At 27.3% G+C, this 16,662-nt stretch carries 18 protein-coding genes and 1 other RNA gene; 7 read left to right on the plus strand and 12 right to left on the minus strand.

What is annotated here, in order from left to right; genetic code table 11:
• Positions 1-21 precede the first annotated feature (21 nt).
• Positions 22-651: a thermonuclease family protein gene (locus tag AEBR_RS08735; RefSeq protein ID WP_172658882.1), complete on the minus strand. Its 630-nt coding sequence runs from the start codon at positions 649-651 to the stop codon at positions 22-24.
• A 320-nt stretch (positions 652-971) separates the two neighbouring features.
• On the opposite strand from AEBR_RS08735, the gene AEBR_RS08740 reads away from it, so the two are divergent.
• A complete protein-coding gene (locus tag AEBR_RS08740) occupies positions 972-1,802 on the plus strand; it encodes a flagellin (protein WP_129086601.1) in 831 nt (276 codons plus the stop codon).
• A gap of 33 nt (positions 1,803-1,835) precedes the next feature.
• On the opposite strand, the gene AEBR_RS08745 is transcribed toward AEBR_RS08740, so the two are convergent.
• From AEBR_RS08745 to AEBR_RS08770, 6 genes are all read right to left on the minus strand, one after another.
• On the minus strand, positions 1,836-2,402 hold the full coding sequence (locus AEBR_RS08745) for a glycine zipper 2TM domain-containing protein (RefSeq protein WP_129086600.1): 567 nt from the start codon (positions 2,400-2,402) through the stop codon (positions 1,836-1,838).
• Positions 2,403-2,437: 35 nt separating this feature from the next.
• Positions 2,438-2,740 (minus strand): c-type cytochrome, encoded by a 303-nt coding sequence (locus tag AEBR_RS08750; RefSeq protein WP_128977927.1) that lies wholly within the window; start codon positions 2,738-2,740, stop codon positions 2,438-2,440.
• A gap of 70 nt (positions 2,741-2,810) precedes the next feature.
• A complete protein-coding gene (locus AEBR_RS08755) occupies positions 2,811-3,140 on the minus strand; it encodes a hypothetical protein (RefSeq protein ID WP_129086599.1) in 330 nt (109 codons plus the stop codon).
• Positions 3,134-4,177, minus strand: a complete 1,044-nt coding sequence (locus AEBR_RS08760; protein WP_323807946.1) for a sensor histidine kinase — start codon at positions 4,175-4,177, stop codon at positions 3,134-3,136. The genes AEBR_RS08755 and AEBR_RS08760 overlap by 7 nt, the downstream gene beginning before the upstream one ends.
• Before the next feature lie 100 nt (positions 4,178-4,277).
• Positions 4,278-4,949: a response regulator transcription factor gene (locus AEBR_RS08765; RefSeq protein ID WP_129086597.1), complete on the minus strand. Its 672-nt coding sequence runs from the start codon at positions 4,947-4,949 to the stop codon at positions 4,278-4,280.
• 8 nt (positions 4,950-4,957) lie between these two features.
• Positions 4,958-5,179, minus strand: a complete 222-nt coding sequence (locus AEBR_RS08770) for a DUF1104 domain-containing protein (protein ID WP_129086596.1) — start codon at positions 5,177-5,179, stop codon at positions 4,958-4,960.
• Positions 5,180-5,305: 126 nt separating this feature from the next.
• Between AEBR_RS08770 and AEBR_RS08775 the strand changes: the two genes are divergently transcribed.
• From AEBR_RS08775 to AEBR_RS08790, 4 genes are all read left to right on the plus strand, one after another.
• Positions 5,306-5,593 carry a hypothetical protein gene (locus AEBR_RS08775; protein ID WP_129086595.1) on the plus strand — a complete coding sequence of 96 codons (288 nt, stop codon included), beginning with the start codon at positions 5,306-5,308 and terminating at the stop codon, positions 5,591-5,593.
• A gap of 13 nt (positions 5,594-5,606) precedes the next feature.
• Complete coding sequence (locus AEBR_RS08780) at positions 5,607-7,376, plus strand: ABC transporter ATP-binding protein (RefSeq protein ID WP_129086594.1); 1,770 nt, start codon at positions 5,607-5,609, stop codon at positions 7,374-7,376.
• A gap of 80 nt (positions 7,377-7,456) precedes the next feature.
• A complete protein-coding gene (locus AEBR_RS08785; RefSeq protein WP_129086593.1) occupies positions 7,457-8,086 on the plus strand; it encodes a hypothetical protein in 630 nt (209 codons plus the stop codon).
• A gap of 121 nt (positions 8,087-8,207) precedes the next feature.
• Positions 8,208-8,621 (plus strand): hypothetical protein, encoded by a 414-nt coding sequence (locus tag AEBR_RS08790; RefSeq protein ID WP_129086592.1) that lies wholly within the window; start codon positions 8,208-8,210, stop codon positions 8,619-8,621.
• 186 nt (positions 8,622-8,807) lie between these two features.
• Here the strand turns inward: AEBR_RS08790 and AEBR_RS08795 are convergent, their stop codons facing one another.
• The 5 genes from AEBR_RS08795 to lolA form a co-directional block, all read right to left on the minus strand.
• Positions 8,808-9,671 (minus strand): helix-turn-helix domain-containing protein, encoded by an 864-nt coding sequence (locus AEBR_RS08795; protein ID WP_129086591.1) that lies wholly within the window; start codon positions 9,669-9,671, stop codon positions 8,808-8,810.
• Positions 9,672-9,835: 164 nt separating this feature from the next.
• Positions 9,836-10,321 (minus strand): YceI family protein, encoded by a 486-nt coding sequence (locus tag AEBR_RS08800; protein ID WP_129086590.1) that lies wholly within the window; start codon positions 10,319-10,321, stop codon positions 9,836-9,838.
• Positions 10,322-10,330: 9 nt separating this feature from the next.
• Complete coding sequence (locus AEBR_RS08805; protein ID WP_129086589.1) at positions 10,331-11,539, minus strand: hypothetical protein; 1,209 nt, start codon at positions 11,537-11,539, stop codon at positions 10,331-10,333.
• A 316-nt stretch (positions 11,540-11,855) separates the two neighbouring features.
• An RNA gene (gene rnpB / locus AEBR_RS08810) (RNase P RNA component class A) lies at positions 11,856-12,181 on the minus strand.
• 25 nt (positions 12,182-12,206) lie between these two features.
• A complete protein-coding gene (gene lolA / locus AEBR_RS08815) occupies positions 12,207-12,737 on the minus strand; it encodes a LolA-like outer membrane lipoprotein chaperone (protein WP_129086588.1) in 531 nt (176 codons plus the stop codon).
• A 96-nt stretch (positions 12,738-12,833) separates the two neighbouring features.
• Here lolA and secA point away from each other — a divergent pair, with 96 nt between their 5' ends.
• Positions 12,834-15,452 (plus strand): preprotein translocase subunit SecA, encoded by a 2,619-nt coding sequence (gene secA / locus AEBR_RS08820; RefSeq protein WP_129086587.1) that lies wholly within the window; start codon positions 12,834-12,836, stop codon positions 15,450-15,452.
• Between the two features lies 1 nt (position 15,453).
• Entirely contained in the window at positions 15,454-16,659 is a 1,206-nt protein-coding gene (locus AEBR_RS08825; protein WP_129086586.1) for an ABC transporter permease, read from the plus strand.
• Positions 16,660-16,662: the final 3 nt, after the last annotated feature.

Genomic DNA, 16,662 nt, shown 5'->3' on the forward strand with positions numbered 1-16,662 from the left:
ATCAATTGATGGGATCTATCACTATTTAGAAGAAGCTAAAATAAATAACTCTTCTTTTTGATAACTTGTTGGTAAATGAGCTTTCAACTCTTCTAGTACTTCATTTTTTGTTAAACCAAGATTGATTTTTGAATTTTTCCATCCACACATATGAATATCTTTATTAACTAAAGCAAGCATTGAAACAGAACTATCTTTCCAAAGTCCTAACTTTTTCTCTTTTGCATAGTTCATTGCAATTGACATTCTATTTTTAAAAACTGTTGGTAAAAATTTATCTTTCATATTTACAATTGCATAACCCTCTTTTACCATTAAATAGTTTAATTCATAATTATCAATCCAAACTTTTTCAACTCCATATGAGTCTTTTGCTACAACAAAATAATTAATATTTGAACCTATTTTAATTTTTGTTTTCATATATGAAATAGTTTTCTCTTTCAAAATATCTCTTATTTTATAAGACACATTTTTATTACTATTATTTACAGTTGCAAAAAGTTCAATACCACTCAAATGAATATTTTTAACAACTCCACTACTCTCTTTAACTTTAATTATATTTTCACTAACAATATCAACAACTTGAGCACTTTTGGCAAATGCAAAACTACAAATCAATGTAATAAGAATCAATAACTTTTTCATTTTTCCCTCTTCTCATATTATTTTTAATCAATCATATGACCTTTGTATTAATTATTTGTTAAATACCTGAAGTTACAATTTACTTACTAATATTTATTATACTTATAAAATAAAGAGTAACAACAAAATAATTGAATTTTATATAAAAACAATATTAAACATAAAGTGACCTAAAATGGCAATACTCAACTATTAACATAAGCAAATAATTTTATTTATATCTCTTAATAAATAGGTTATATAAAACTAATTTCTATGATTAATAATTTTTTAAAAAAGAAAATAATAAAATTAAGTAAATACTCAGGAAGGAGTAAGTTATGCAAGTAGAAAACAATGTACTATATGACCAATCGGTATATTTAAATACTACCCAGTCTTTAAATAAAATTGCCACAGGGAAAGAATTAAATAGTGCTGCTGATAATGCTGCATCATTAGCTATTTCAGAAGAGTTAATTGCTCAAACAAGCGGTATTTCACAAGCTATTGATAATACAAATAGTGCAATTGCAACAATGCAAATTGGTGATCAAGCGTTTAATGAACAATCAAAAATTTTAGATCAAGTTAAAGAGAAACTATTACAAGCTTCTACATCTACAACTTCGCAAGAAGGTAGAGAATCTTTGTTAAATGATATTCAAGGACTTATGGATAATCTAAATAATATTGCAAGTAGTACAAACTATAATGGACAAACTCTACTTCAAAATGGAATAAATGATTCTTCTGCTACAACTGGACTTCAATTCCAATCAGGAGAAGATTCTTCATCACTTATTGAGACAGACTCTATCCAATCTAATACAACAGGACTTGGTTTAGATTCTTTAGTTTCACAAGATGCAAGTACTTTTACAATAGATGCTGCAAGAAGTTTTTTAGATCAAGTTGATAATGCATTAAACACACTAAATGATTATAGATCAAACTTTGGTTCATCACAAGTGCAACTAGAAAGTAATGGAAGAAGTCTTCTTTCAGACTATACACAAACAAGTAATTCTTCATCTATATTAACTGATGTTGATTATTCAAAAGAAGTAGCAAATTTTAGTAAACAAAATATTTTAGCTCAAATTGGTGCTTATGCTGCTGCACAATCTAATAATATAAACCAAAGTATTGTAACAAGAGCACTATCTTAAAAACCGCATTAAACCTAAGTTTAAAACTTAGGTTTAAAAATCTATTGTATGTGTAATCTGTACTCTTTTTATAGGTTCATTTGTAATTTTATAGTGTTTTATTCCATTATAAACAAAATAGTTTTTGTATCCAGAAAGAACTCTTGTTTTAGTTTGTCTAGTAGGTTCATCATAGCACTCAGTTCTAACTTCATATCTATAATTATCATATTTTTGAGGTCTATAATTATTTCTAATTTCATGAGAAATTTTTGCGCCAAGTAATCCACCAACTATTTGTGCAGCTACTCTTCCATTTCCTTTTCCTATTTGACTACCTATTACTACACCTGTTGTTGCACCAACTAAAGTGTCAAGACCTAAACTATCATCACGTCTTGATGCGTAATATCCATCATCGTAATCATCTCTTACTTTATATCTAACTTCTTTACAAATTCTATTAGGGTGATTGTCATATACATAGTCATAAATAGGTTCTGAGTAGGTTACTTTTGCATATTCGTAATATCTATCTCCTCCTGCAAATAAAAAAGAAGATAGAGAAAGAGAGATTATAACTGCTCTTTTCCCATGTTTTAAAAGATTTAATTTACTCATAATTAATCCTTTCAAAAACTGGAAACTTCCAGTTTTTATTTCATTGCAGAGATATATCCTGCTAATGCTTTAATATCAGCATCTGAAAGTCTAGTTGTTTGACCTTTCATTACACCTTTCATTGCTCCACCATAAGATCCATCTTTGTAACCTTTTAATGCAGCTTCGATTTTTGCAGCATCCCACCCCTTAATTACTTGAGATTTACCTAATGCTTGTTTTTCTGCATTTGCACCATGACATGTTGCACATGTTTTAAATAGTGTTGCACCATCTGCAGCAAAAAGAGATGTTAAACCTAAAATTGCCATAGTTGCTGTAATTTTTGTAATTTTCATTTTATACTCCTTATTTTGATTATATTAGTATAAAATCTAATTGTGAATTGATTGTGTATATAAAAAACAGTTATTTTAACTTTCCAAAAACTTTATATTCTTCCCAATATTTGTCAATTGCCTCTGTAAGTTCTTTTTCAGAAAGTGTTGTTTTCTTTTTAACGCCAAACCTTTTAATAAAGGCTTCTGGCATTATAGTATTCTCTTTAGTTGGATTGAGTAAATAGTCTTTCATCGCTTTTTTAACAGCTCTTTCACTGCTATATTTAAGAAGATATCTATAAAAATATTTATCAATAGATACAGGCAATTTATTATGACAATGCAAACAGTTTGTTTCATAAACATCTGAATATAAAAAATTAAAAAAAAGAGAACAAATAAAGATATATTTTACCATTTTACCACCATTTTACTACCCTCATCCAACTTAGATATAACTTCAATTTTGAAGTCATACTCTTTGGCAATTAATGAAACTATATTAAGCCCTATTCCAAAACCTCCAACACTTTTATCAAATCTCATATATCTTTCAAAAAGATTGTCAATTTGATTTTGTGTCATACCTTTTCCACTATCTTCTATACTTAAATAGTGCTCTTTTAATATCACTTCAATTTTTCCATTTATTTTATTATATTTTATTGCATTTGATAAAAAATTGTCTATTAGTTTTATTATCTTTTTTTTATCACAAAAAATTGTTATATCTTTATCAATATATGGAATAAATGTAATCTTTTTAACATCTGCCAAAGTTTTAAAATACTCTATTCTTTGAATTAATATTGTTGATAAATCTAAATTCTCATTTTGAGAGATAATTTTATTATTAAGCGTCAAAAATGTTAAATCTTCATAAATATTTGAGATTGTTTTTGCCCCAATATCAATTCTTTTTATTTTTTTAGCAAGTTTTTCATCTAAGGTAGAAGTGTCAATCATCTCAATGTTTGATATTATTGCTGTAACAGGAGTATTTAGCTCATGGGTAGTATCTTTTATAAATCTATCTAAAAGATGTAAAGCCTCTCTCATTGGCTTTAATAATATTTTTAGAAGAAAATATCCCAAGATAGTCATAAAAACAAAGGCAATAATTACAAAAATTGTAATTTCATCTTTTAAATCTCTCAACCAATGTTTATCATCGGGAATTTCCAAAACTATATATTTTGCCCCTAAATAAAAAGATTCTGGTTCTTCAACAAAATGTATTTTAGAGTTTGAAATATAAGCAACTTCATCCAAATCAACTTTTTTTGATTCAAGAGTAGAAAAGATCATCTTTTTATCACTATCATATATTGCAGAATTAAATTTTTCATCTCTTGGATAATACTTATATTTATCAAAGTTGATATGCAAATCTTTTAATCTAAAAACAAAATCATTAGCATACTCTTGCATAATAAGTCTTTTCTTTTGAAGCATTAAATCTTTTTGAAAACTAAAGTATAAAAAAGAGACAAAGAAGAGTATAACTATGGTAAAAAAAGAGTATACGAATAAAAAGCTCAAAAGAGTCTTTTTTTCACTTTGAGTTAAATCTATATCCAAACTTTTTAAGACTAACAATTTTCTCTTTTCCTAAAACTTTTCTCAAATTTTTTATGTATGTACGAAGTGAATTATCACTATACTGTTCATCATAATCCCATATATTGTCATAAATTCTCTCATGAGTCAATAACTCATCACTATTTTGAAGGAAAAATTTAAGCAATTTTTGTTCTTTGAAGTTTAATTGTACAACTTTTCCATCTTTTTTTAATTCATTTGTAACACTATTAAAAGTTATATTAGCATCAATATCAATCAGTGTTTCCCTACTTTTTGAAAACTCCCTTTTGATTATTGTTTGGATTCTTAAAAGTAGTTCTTTTAGCGCAAAAGGTTTTCTAATGTAATCATCACAACCACTTTCAAAACCTTTTTCTAAAGACTCCATTGAGTTTAAAGAAGTGATAAATATTGCAGGTGTAAAATTCCCCTCTTCTCTAAGGGATTTTAAAAGCTCAAACCCATTTATATTAGGAACATTTACATCAAATAAAAAAAGATCAAACTTTTTTTCATAAATTAAATCTTGTGCTTCACTACCATCATATACACTAGATACTTCATACCCTTGCTCTTCTAGATACTCAATAATGGTTTCACTTAAAGTTAACTCATCTTCTAAAAGTAGTACCCTAGTTTTCATAATAAACTCTAATTTTTAATTTTTTTGAGATTTTGAAGATATTTATCTCTCTCTTTTTGCGTCATTGTTGGTACTCTACTTTTTAGCTCTTTTTCAAATTTATGAAGGTTTTCTTTTTCAACATAGCCCATTATTTCTATTAATTCTTGTGTACTCATTTCAGTATAATCTACTGCAAAAAGTGGGCATGTCATAATTAAAAATAAAAAAGAAATTAAAAGTTTTTGCATCTGTTTTCTCTATAAAAAATTTCAATAATAATAACATAAAATTGTAGAAAAAATGTAAAGCGAATATCGTTTTATCGTGAACAAATTATATTTATAATAAAATCTTCAAAAAAATAGAGAGTAAAAATGAAAAAGACAATTATAATTTCTTCCCTAGCAATTTTTGTACTATCAGGGTGTTTTGGTGGAGGGGACCAAAAACAAGAGTGGACAGCGTTAATCTATCCAGATAAAAACAATACCAAAAGAAGTAAAAAGCATGGTATTTACCCAACATTAGAAGAGTGTAAAAAAGAGTCATTATTAGAATTAGAAAGATTAGAACTCTCTTCAAGAGGCGATTATCAATGTGGATTAAATTGCACTTATAATGAAGGTGCACAAATGGAAGTTTGTGAAAAATTGAGTAAATAATTTACTCTTTGATATGAATAAAATAGATTTAAAATATATTTGGAAACTACTTTTAGATAATAAAAAGAGTTTGATTTTTGGGCAGTTTGTAACTATTGTTGCCATTATAATTAGTATCCCTATTCCTTTAATGCTTCCTGCACTTGTTGATGAAGTATTATTAAATAAACCAAATTTTTTTGTTAATACAATAGATAACTATTTTGGTATAGGAAATACTCTTTATTATATAAGTATAGTAACTTTAGTAGTAGTAACATTAAGAGTTCTTCACTTTTTAGCAACAGTTTTAAATACAAAAATTTTTACAAAAATATCAAAATATGTTACATATAAAATAAGAGAAAGATTAATACTTCATTTAAAAGAAGTTTCAATGAACGAATATGAAACTATTGGAAGTGGAGCAATTACAGCAAATCTAATTACTGATGTTAATACTTTAGATAATTTTATAGTTTCAGGTGCAAGTAAATTTGTTGCTTCAGTGTTAACTTTAATTGCAGTATCTTTTGTAATGATTGCAATACACCCTATTTTGGGATTACTTATTTTAGTTATTCAACCAATAATTATAATTTTGTCAAAAAAAATCTCTAAACAAGTTGGAACACTAAAAAAAATTGAAAATCAAGCTGTTGAAAAATTCCAGGATAATATTGGAGAATCTTTAGAGCTATTTGGACAAATAAAAGCTAGTAATAAAGAAGAATATTTCTTTAATGATGCAATAAAAAAGGCTCAAAATATTCAAAAAACTTCAAATGAATACAATTATAAAAGTATTGCTTATGAAAGATTCTCTTTTACAATTTTTTTAGTTGCCTTTGAAGTTTTAAGGGCAAGTGGTCTAGTTATGGTAGCATATTCAGATTTATCAATAGGTATGATGTTTGCAATGTTTGGATATATCTGGTTTATAATGACTCCAGTACAAGATATTCTTTCAATGCAATATGCATACACTACTGCAAATGCCGCAATTGGCAGAATAAATAAAATATTGGAACTACAAACAGAAAAACAAGGAGAACAAAAACTTTTAAAAAATAGTTTAGGTGTATCAATTTGTATAAAGAATCTCTTCTTCTCATATAATGAAACAAAAGAACTTTTAAAAGATATAAATATAGAGATTAAAGAGAGAGAAAAAATTGCATTAATTGGAGCAAGTGGTAGTGGGAAAACAACTCTTGCACAGATTATTGCGGGGTTTTATGAGAAAAAAAGTGGAGAGATAAAATACAATAATATTAATATTGATCAAATTGATAAAAATACATTAAGAGATGAAGTTTTTCTTGTATTGCAAATGCCAATTCTTTTTAACAATACTCTTAGATTTAATATAACCATGGGAAATGAAAATATAGAAGATGAAGAGATAGATAAAGCATTAGAGATTGCTCAATTAACTGAGTATGTAAAAAAAATGCCAAATGGTTTAGATACAATAGTAGGTAAACACGGGATAAGATTAAGTGGAGGACAAAGACAAAGACTCTCTATTGCAAGAATGATAATTGCAAATCCTTCTGTTATAATATTAGATGAATCCACATCCGCTTTAGATGTTCATACTGAGGCAAAACTCTTTAATGGTTTAAAAGATATATTAAAAGATAAAACTGTAATAACAATTGCTCACAGATTAAGTACAGTTAAAAATGCAAATATGATATATGTACTAGAAGATGGAAAAATTGTTCAAAGTGGAACTCACAAAAAACTAGAAGAGGAAGAGGGACACTACTTAGAGTTCGTAAAGAATCAGCTTTTATAAAAGGATTTCCTATTATTTATTATCTAACCTTAGAAGACTTAAACAACGAAGAGCTACTTAATAATGAAATTTATTCAAATATGAATGAAAATTACTATTGGAGTGATGATTTCTCAAATGAATTTTATATTAAAGCAGCTCAATGTGGTTTTATAACAACATCAATGTACACAAAAGATAATTTGTTTATTCTTCTTCCTGAAATACAATATGAATATGCAATCTTAAATTTTGAAGATATAAAAATAGATAAAAAAGTAAAAAAAATTCTTGAAAAAAAAGAGTACAAGTTTACCATAAATGAGAGCTTTGACGAAGTATTAAATAAAATCCAAGTGTACCATAAAAACTCTTGGATAAATGATAATTATATTAAAATAATCAATAATATTAAAAATACAAAATTAAATAGCAACTTTAAGTTTATAACTATTGAAGTGAGTGATTTAGTAACAAATAAGCTAATTTCTGGCGAAATTGGGTATAAAATAGGAAAAACATACACTTCTTTATCTGGATTTACTACAAGAGAGAAAAAATATAATTGTTGGGGTAAACTTCAGCTGGTTTTATTAAATGATTTTTTAAAAAATAATGATTACAAATTATGGAATTTAGGACATCCTCAACTTCAATACAAAATAGATTTAGGTGCAAAAATATATAACCGAAAAGATTTTATTGATAGATGGAAGAGTTCAATAAAATAATCTTTTAATTTTCCATTTATTATTTATTAAATTTCAATAAGATTTGTCTCAAAATTGTCTCATTTTTAAGTTTTATCATAATATAATGTGTTATAATTAAAATAAAAAAAGTGAGATATACATGAGTAGCAATATTTTAACAATAGATTTAACTAAAGATATGGAAAGATTCTTAAAAAGTAAATCAAAAGAATTTAATTTATCTGTTGAAGATACATTAAAAGAGATTTTAAATCAACAAATTGATAGTAGAATTGATTTAGGTAAAGGTTTTTATTACGACAAAGTACTAAAAAAAGTTTATGATAGAAAAAATCAAGATGTTGGTCTAACAAAGACTCAAATGTCAATTTTCAACACTATCCTTAAAAGTCAAGGGACAATTGTTGATGTAGACACAATCAAAAAGAATGCATGGAAAGATAAAAGTACTTCAATTTTTACTCTTAGAAACATGATTAAACAAATAAGAGATAAAACTTATTATGGTCTAATTAAAAGTCATTCAAGTAGAGGTTACTCTGCAGGATTCTAAATAAAAGAAGTTAGCGTAAGCTAACTCTTTTATAATTAATAATTTTTTTATTTATATAAAATAATTTTTAAATCTACCCTTTTTTATTAGCAAACAATTTTATTTTATTTTTTAAAATATATAAATCATATTTTTAGTTTTTTTATTGTGATTAATTAATGATTATGAAGAAAAATAATTTTAATATTAACTAACTTTATTATTAGAAAGAAACTCTTTTCTATACTCTATAGCAGAAATATTTGCAGCTTTTTTAAAAAATCTACTAAAATAAGCCACATCATCAAAACCTAAAGCATAAGCAATCTCTTTTACAGTTAAAGATGTATAACATAACAATCTTTGTGCTTCAAAAATTGTTTTTGATTTTATATATTCTCCAGCTGCAAAGCCTGTATTTCTTTTAGTGATATCATTTAGTGATCTTGAAGAGATTCTTAACTCTTCTGCATAATAACTTGGTTTTGCTATTTTAAATTCATTTTCAACAATAAGATAATTAAATTTTGAAAAAACATCCTCTACACTCTTTTCTGAAGTATCCTCAGGGATAGATCTTTGTAGTGCGATTAAAAAGTTTTTTAATAAATTACCTATAGCAATATTTTTTAGTGGTAAATCACTATTAAACTCTTCAATTAACTCTTTTAAAACTGTTTTACATTTATTAAAATACTCTTCATTTAAAGAGATTAGGTCATAATTAAATACGCTAATATCTTTTAGAAAATCTGCACTCTCAAATAATATAGGATAGAATCTAATTAAAACACAAGTATATTTTTTTGTAACTTTTTCCGGATGATGAATTTGCAAAGGGGAGAAAAGTAATATTGAACCCTCTTTTACAAAATGTTTTTTAAAATCAACTTCAATAGTCAGCTCACCTTGAGTTACGAAAATCATTTCATAAAAAGGGTGTCTATGTATATTTCTAGTTACTAAATCTTCATTTTTAGGGGCATGCTCTATTTCCATAATAAAAAATGGATTTTTATTACCCTCTTCTGAAACATTTATTTTGTCGTGAAAGCCGACTTCTTTATCCATAATATAAATACCTTTAAATTTAAAAATTAACAATTTATTCTATAAAATATAAATAAACTTGGCAACATTTTTTTTTATTAGTTGCCAAGTTTTATAAAAATTATATAAATATATAAAATAGATACTTATTGTATAAGGGAGAACAAATGCAATTTCTTATCTATTTATTTCTCGATGTTATAGCTTACAGTTACTTCATCTCCTGATTTAATAGCTCCAAACATTACTGAAGGAACTTCCAAACCAAAATCAGTCATTTTAACTTTAAAACTTCCTTTTACTTGATTTAAAGTTAAAATTTCAGGTTTTAAAACAACCTCTTTCTCTTTATCCAAAACTCTAAATACACCTTTTATTTCTCCAGCTTTTAAGTTCGCGTTTTCAAGCTCGAAAATAATATTGTTTTTTCTATCAATTTTTAGTGTCTCATAAGCTTTTTCATCAAGACCTTCATCACCACTTTTTAATGTATCAATTTTAACAGACACATTTAATTTAGTGATATCTGAATCATCACTTTCAAACTCAGTATCAATTTTTTCTGAAACCATCTTCCAGTCATGAAGGGTAGATGTTCCATCTATAGTTATTGAACTGTTAGCAAAAAGAAATGAAGTTAATAATGTTGCTGTTAATATTACTTTTTTCATAATCTATCCTTAAAAACTTAATGCAGCAGAGAACATAAATCCATCAAATTTGATATCTTTACCATATTTAGCTATATTTTCTCTCTCTTGTTTGATATACTCTAATTTCATCATTGCATTTTTAGATAAGAACCAACCTAATGCAAGTTGATATTGAGTTAACTCATCATCAGCAGAATCTCCATCTCTTTCTACAGTAGCATTTTCGTATCTTGCAGCTGCATAGAATTCATCCCCACCAAATCTTTGAATAACTTCACCAGAGTAGTGAAGCATATTAAAGTCTTGATCAGTTTGATTTTTCCCATCTACATACTCAACTAATCCAAAAAATTCTGTACCATTATGTTTGAAAAATATATTTGTCATACCTGCAGTTAAATCTTTATATCCACTAACAGGATCCCATACTGCATTAAACTCTCCGTTTGGATTAGAGTCTGTACTAAAGGCAAACACTTTTGTTGGAATATTTCCTGCCTTATCCCCCATATATAATCTATTTTTTGATGTATTTCTTACAATAAAACCAGATTGAGACACTCTTAATCTTGTATTTTCACTAAGTTGAGAATCATAACCAAATTTTCCATAATATGAATATGCCCCTTTACCATTTCCAGCAGAAACATCATCTGGATTAACCTCACCATTTGTAACACCTGTCACAAAAAATGAATCTATAGATGGCAATCTATACATTAATTCAACAAATCCAGCTTGCATGTAAGCTTCAACTCCCATATTATTAACAAATGGATTTCTAAAGACATCAGCATTATCAGTTCTTCTAAAATGGTAATCACCATAGTTAATATCATTAACCCCTACTTTGATTGTTGCATGATCCATAAAGTCTTTTGCAAAACCTTTATAAACAAAGTCAAGATTATCCATAGAAGCATATCCACCTTTTACAAATGTTTCATGGTGGTGGTGAGATGATAACATAGTTTCAAGTTTTACATTAAAACCACTCATAATCTTAGCATTAATATCTAAATTTGCTGTAGGCAAAGATAAACCAGATTTAATTGGATCACCATAATTGTCACTTAACCCTTGATAAGTAAATGTTAAATCTCCGTTAAAATTAAACTCAACTTTATCAAATCCAGAAGTATCTTTTTCTGGTTCAAACACATGTTTTATTTTTTCAGCATTTGCAAGTGAAGCACAAACTGCCACTGATAAAATAATATTTGTAAATCTTTTCATTTTTGTTTCCTTATATTAGATTTACCTTAATTGTAACAACTAATATTTTTTTTTAAAATGGATTTTTTTACCAAAATATTGGACAAATTGTCAAAATTTGAATATTCATTCAATTTTTTTAACTAATTTTGTTAATTAATATCATTTTCAGTTTAAAGGTATAAAAAATAAAAAATAATTTTTTATTATATCTATTATATTAGTTGTTTTGGGGTTGAAATTTTAAAAAAACCTAACAAATAAAATTTGTATATAAGTATAAGATTTACATATATATAAGAAAAAATGTGGTTTAGAATTTATAAGACTTTTAATAAGAATAGGTACATCTGTAAGCTGGGTTATGTATTTGACAATAATTTATCTAGTTGTTAAATTACTTTAACAATCATGCAAAGAACAAAAATGTGAAGTTTATTACCACGTTCTTCTTGCTGCTGGTTGGGTTTACATAGCCATTAAGATTGCTCAAAATGCTGGTAGGCTCTTACTCTACCGTTTCACCCTTACCTATATAAATAGGCGGTCTACTCTCTGTTGCACTATCCCTTAGATTACTCTAGCCATTCTTTAAATGGAACCATACTTCACTGCAGCCCAGACTTTCCTCTTGAGTTAACAAGCTATTGTCTGATGTACCTAAGTTGCAATTATAATAAATTAATACTTAGTATTTCTCTATAATGTCATAAGAGTTTGACGGAAGAAAAACAAAAAGAGTATCATCAAGCTCATCTTTAGTATCTACATTTTTAAAATCTATTTCAATACTATTTGATAAACCATCTTTAAAACTTATCTTATTTATTTTTTGATCTTTTATCTCTAAAAAATATTCAACATCATAAAGTTTTGTTTTATATAAATCTGCACTAACTTTTACTGCATTACTAAGAAGTGTAGTAATATCAATATTTTTATCTAAATGAGTATATATTGCTTGTTCTAACTCTGGTTCATCAATAATAACCTCTTTATCCAAAACATAAACATTTTTCTTTATGGGAGTTAAATATTGCCATAAAACTTTTTTATTATCTTTTATATAAATAACTCCTGTGTATTGTATAACCTTCCCTGCTTCATTTTTGATTGTTTGAGTAAACTCCGCTTTAAGGGTTTTCATATCATTAAAATTAAAATCTGCCAATAGTGTTGTAGTTACAAAGAGGAGACCTAGAATTAGTTTATAAACCATTCTTTAACCTTTATTTTTATATAATCTTGCGATTATAACTAATACCAAATTAAAAAAATTAATCAATAGCTATTTGGTATAAAAGGAACTTATTTTATGATAAACATATTTTCAAAGATTTTTGGAACATCTAACGATAGAGAAGTAAAGAGATACAGAAAAAAAGCTGAAGCTATTACTGCATTGGAAGAAAAATATCAATCTCTTAGTGATGAAGAGTTGCAAAATATATTTAATGAATTAAAAAGTAAAGTACAAAATGGTGAAATAGAGTTAAAAGATGTTTTAAATGATTCTTTTGCAATTACAAGGGAAGCTAGTAAAAGAGTTCTAAATATGAGACACTATGATGTGCAACTTATTGGTGGAATGGTTCTAAATGATGGAAGAATTGCAGAGATGAAAACGGGGGAAGGAAAGACTTTAGTAGCTACCTTACCTGTTGTTTTAAATGCAATGACAGGGAAAAGTGTACATGTAGTTACAGTTAACGATTACCTAGCTTCAAGAGATGCTACAGAGTTAAAACCACTTTACAACTTTTTAGGTTTTAGTGTGGGGTCTATTACTGGTGACTTAAGAGATGACACTTTAAGAAAAGAGCAATATGATGCTGATATTACTTATGGTACAAATAATGAATTTGGTTTTGACTTTTTAAGAGATAATATGGGTTATGATTTGGCAGATAAAGTTCAAAGAGGTCACTACTTTGTAATTGTTGATGAAGTTGACTCTATTTTAATTGATGAAGCTAGAACACCTTTAATTATTTCAGGTCCAACAAACCATAAAAGTGCAGATTATGCAAAAGCAAATCAAATTGCATTAAGCTTAGAAAAAGGGGAAGTAATTACTCCTAAATCTGCAGAAGAAAGACCTTATTCAACTGGTGATTTTACTGTTGATGAAAAAAACAGATCAGTTCTAATTACTGAAAAAGGGATTGAAAAAGCAGAGCAACTTTTTGGTGTTGACAACCTATACTCTTTAGAAAATGCAATACTTTCTCACCATCTTGACCAAGCACTTAAAGCAAACTATATTTTTGTAAAAGATGTTGATTATGTTGTAAAAGACAATGAAGTAATTATTGTTGATGAGTTTACAGGAAGACTTAGTGAAGGGAGAAGATTTTCTGAAGGTTTACACCAAGCATTAGAAGCAAAAGAAGGTGTTAGCATTAAAGAGGAGTCTCAAACTTTAGCGGATATCACTTTCCAAAACTATTTTAGAATGTATAATAAACTAGCAGGTATGACTGGTACTGCTCAAACAGAAGCAACTGAATTTGCAGAGATTTATAATCTTGATGTTGTATCAATTCCTACAAATGTTCCTGTTCAAAGAATTGACAAAAATGACCTTATATATAAAAGTGAAAGAGAAAAATTTGAGGCAGTAAGTAATAAAATCAAATACTACCATGAAAAAGGACAACCAGTTCTTGTTGGTACTGCTTCAATTGAAAAATCTGAAAAACTTCATGAATTACTTACAAAATTAAAAATTCCTCACACTGTTTTAAATGCAAAACAACACGAAAAAGAGGGGAAAATTATTGCTGATGCAGGTCAAAAAGGTGCTGTTACTATTGCTACAAATATGGCAGGACGGGGAGTTGATATTAAATTAACTAAAGAGACTCTTGATCTTGGCGGTTTAGCAATTATTGGTACAGAAAGACATGAAAGTAGAAGAATTGATAACCAATTAAGAGGGAGAGCAGGAAGACAAGGAGATATTGGTGAATCTCAATTCTATCTATCTTTGGAAGATAATCTTTTAAGAATCTTTGGAAGTGATAAAATCAAAGGTATTATGGAGAGAATTGGAATTGAAGAGGGAGAGCACATTGAATCTAAAATGGTAACAAGAGCAGTTGAAAATGCTCAGAAAAAAGTAGAATCAATGCACTTTGAACAAAGAAAATATATTTTAGAGTATGATGATGTTGCAAATCAACAAAGAAAAGTAATCTACAACTTTAGAAATGATCTTCTAAACCCTGATTATGACATAACTTCAAAACTAGATGAACATAGAGCTGACTATATTCAAAATCTACTTTTAGATGGTGAAATTATAGATGGAATGCCTGCTGAAGATTTTAACTACGAATATATTATTGTTAAATTTAAAGAGGAATTAAACTTAATTGTTGAAAAAGAGCATATTGTAAGTGATGATTACCAAAGTTTAGAAGATAAATTAATCTCAATAATAAAAGAGGTTTATGAAGGTAAAATGAGTGTTGCAGCTCCTGAACAAAAAAGTGAGATTGAAAGAGTTCTTTATCTACAAATTTTGGATAAAGCATGGAGAGAACACTTATATGCAATGGATACATTAAAAACAGGTATAGGACTTAGAGGATATAATCAAAAAGATCCACTTGTTGAGTATAAAAAAGAATCATATAATATGTTTATTGAGCTTATTTCAAATATTAAAACTGAAATTATAAAAGTTCTATTTACAATTCAACTTCAAAGCAAAGAAGATGCTCAAAAAGAGCAAGAGGCTTTAGAGAGAATGAAAGAGAAGATGGAAGAAGCAACAGAAAACCTTGTAACAAATCTTGATCAAGATGAATTTTCATCAAATGAGAAAAAAATTGCAAGAAATGAGCCTTGTCCTTGTGGTTCAGGGAAAAAGTATAAACAATGTTGCGGGAAAAGTGGACCTAAAAGAGGTTTAGCAGCAGGAAACTAGTTTGAATAAAAAATTAGTTAACTTTATTGTCAAAAAATATCTAAAATTTGACAAAAAAAATCCTTTTATATCAATAAGTGCTATTTTAGCATTTATTGGAGTTGCCATTGGAGTTATGGTTCTAATAATCTCTATGGCAATTATGAATGGTACAGCAAAAGAGTTTGAAAGTAAACTCTTTACAATGAACTACCCACTTTCTATCTATCCTAGATTTGAAAACTCAATAAATAACTCTATTTTAGAAGATTTAAAAAAAGAGTTCCCAAAATTTAAATTCTCTGCTTATCTTAGTTCACAAATTATTTTACAACATGGTGATAATATGAATGGAGGAATTATTTTTGGTGTAAATCAAGAGGATGAAGCTCAAATTAACTCAATCTATAAAAAAGCAGTAGAGAATACAAAACTTTCAAAATATGATATTGTTGTTGGAAAAGGGATAGAAGAGAATTTGTATCTAACACCAAATAGTAAAGTTACACTCTATTTTACTTCTCTTAATCCAACTGGTTTATCTATGCTTCCAAAGATGAAAAGATTTAACTACAAAACTTTCTTTGAGTCAGGACTTCATGCCTATGATAAAGCCTATGTTTATACTTCAATTGAAGCTTTACAAACCCTTCTTAACAAAAATAAAAATAGCTATGATGGTATTCATGTTTATTCTGATAATGCAATGGAAGATATAAAAAAATTAAAAGAGTTTTTACTTCCTTATGGAGCTGGTGTTACTGGTTGGTGGCAACAAAATGGAAACTTTTTTGCTGCAATGCAAATGGAAAAAAGAGCTCTTTTTATTGTATTAATGCTTATTATATTAGTAGCTTCTTTAAATATTATCTCTTCTCTTCTTATGACTGTTATGAGCAGAAGAAAAGAGATTGCTCTACTTCTTTCAATGGGAACTTCTGAAAAAGAGATAAAAAATATTTTTTTAAAACTTGGAATAATAATTGGTTTTTCAGGGATTGTAACTGGAATTGCATTAGGTTTTAGTGGAATGTGGTTGTTAGATACTTTTGATATTATTTCACTACCAGCAGATGTATATGGTACATCTAAACTTCCTTTAGATTTATCTACTGTTGATTTTGTATCAATAGTTATTGGAGCTATTATTATTGTTTTATTATCATCATATTATCCAGCTAAAAAAGCTACAAATATTGATGTTATAGATGTACTAAGAAATGAGTAAAAC

The organism is Halarcobacter ebronensis (assembly GCF_013201825.1).
Lineage (GTDB): Bacteria > Campylobacterota > Campylobacteria > Campylobacterales > Arcobacteraceae > Halarcobacter > Halarcobacter ebronensis.

What these genes read in the sequence shown, in the direction of transcription:
- AEBR_RS08770 (WP_129086596.1), bottom strand. Translation starts at nt 5,179, where the DNA reads ATGCAAAAACTTTTAATTTCTTTTTTATTTTTAATTATGACATGCCCA.
- AEBR_RS08760 (WP_323807946.1), bottom strand. Translation starts at nt 4,177, where the DNA reads ATGCTTCAAAAGAAAAGACTTATTATGCAAGAGTATGCTAATGATTTT.
- lolA (WP_129086588.1), bottom strand. Translation starts at nt 12,737, where the DNA reads ATGGTTTATAAACTAATTCTAGGTCTCCTCTTTGTAACTACAACACTA.
- AEBR_RS08755 (WP_129086599.1), bottom strand. Translation starts at nt 3,140, where the DNA reads ATGGTAAAATATATCTTTATTTGTTCTCTTTTTTTTAATTTTTTATAT.
- AEBR_RS08735 (WP_172658882.1), bottom strand. Translation starts at nt 651, where the DNA reads ATGAAAAAGTTATTGATTCTTATTACATTGATTTGTAGTTTTGCATTT.
- AEBR_RS08765 (WP_129086597.1), bottom strand. Translation starts at nt 4,949, where the DNA reads ATGAAAACTAGGGTACTACTTTTAGAAGATGAGTTAACTTTAAGTGAA.
- AEBR_RS08800 (WP_129086590.1), bottom strand. Translation starts at nt 10,321, where the DNA reads ATGAAAAAAGTAATATTAACAGCAACATTATTAACTTCATTTCTTTTT.
- AEBR_RS08750 (WP_128977927.1), bottom strand. Translation starts at nt 2,740, where the DNA reads ATGAAAATTACAAAAATTACAGCAACTATGGCAATTTTAGGTTTAACA.
- AEBR_RS08790 (WP_129086592.1), top strand. Translation starts at nt 8,208, where the DNA reads ATGAGTAGCAATATTTTAACAATAGATTTAACTAAAGATATGGAAAGA.
- secA (WP_129086587.1), top strand. Translation starts at nt 12,834, where the DNA reads ATGATAAACATATTTTCAAAGATTTTTGGAACATCTAACGATAGAGAA.
- AEBR_RS08795 (WP_129086591.1), bottom strand. Translation starts at nt 9,671, where the DNA reads ATGGATAAAGAAGTCGGCTTTCACGACAAAATAAATGTTTCAGAAGAG.
- AEBR_RS08740 (WP_129086601.1), top strand. Translation starts at nt 972, where the DNA reads ATGCAAGTAGAAAACAATGTACTATATGACCAATCGGTATATTTAAAT.
- AEBR_RS08805 (WP_129086589.1), bottom strand. Translation starts at nt 11,539, where the DNA reads ATGAAAAGATTTACAAATATTATTTTATCAGTGGCAGTTTGTGCTTCA.
- AEBR_RS08775 (WP_129086595.1), top strand. Translation starts at nt 5,306, where the DNA reads ATGAAAAAGACAATTATAATTTCTTCCCTAGCAATTTTTGTACTATCA.
- AEBR_RS08745 (WP_129086600.1), bottom strand. Translation starts at nt 2,402, where the DNA reads ATGAGTAAATTAAATCTTTTAAAACATGGGAAAAGAGCAGTTATAATC.
- AEBR_RS08780 (WP_129086594.1), top strand. Translation starts at nt 5,607, where the DNA reads ATGAATAAAATAGATTTAAAATATATTTGGAAACTACTTTTAGATAAT.
- AEBR_RS08785 (WP_129086593.1), top strand. Translation starts at nt 7,457, where the DNA reads ATGAATGAAAATTACTATTGGAGTGATGATTTCTCAAATGAATTTTAT.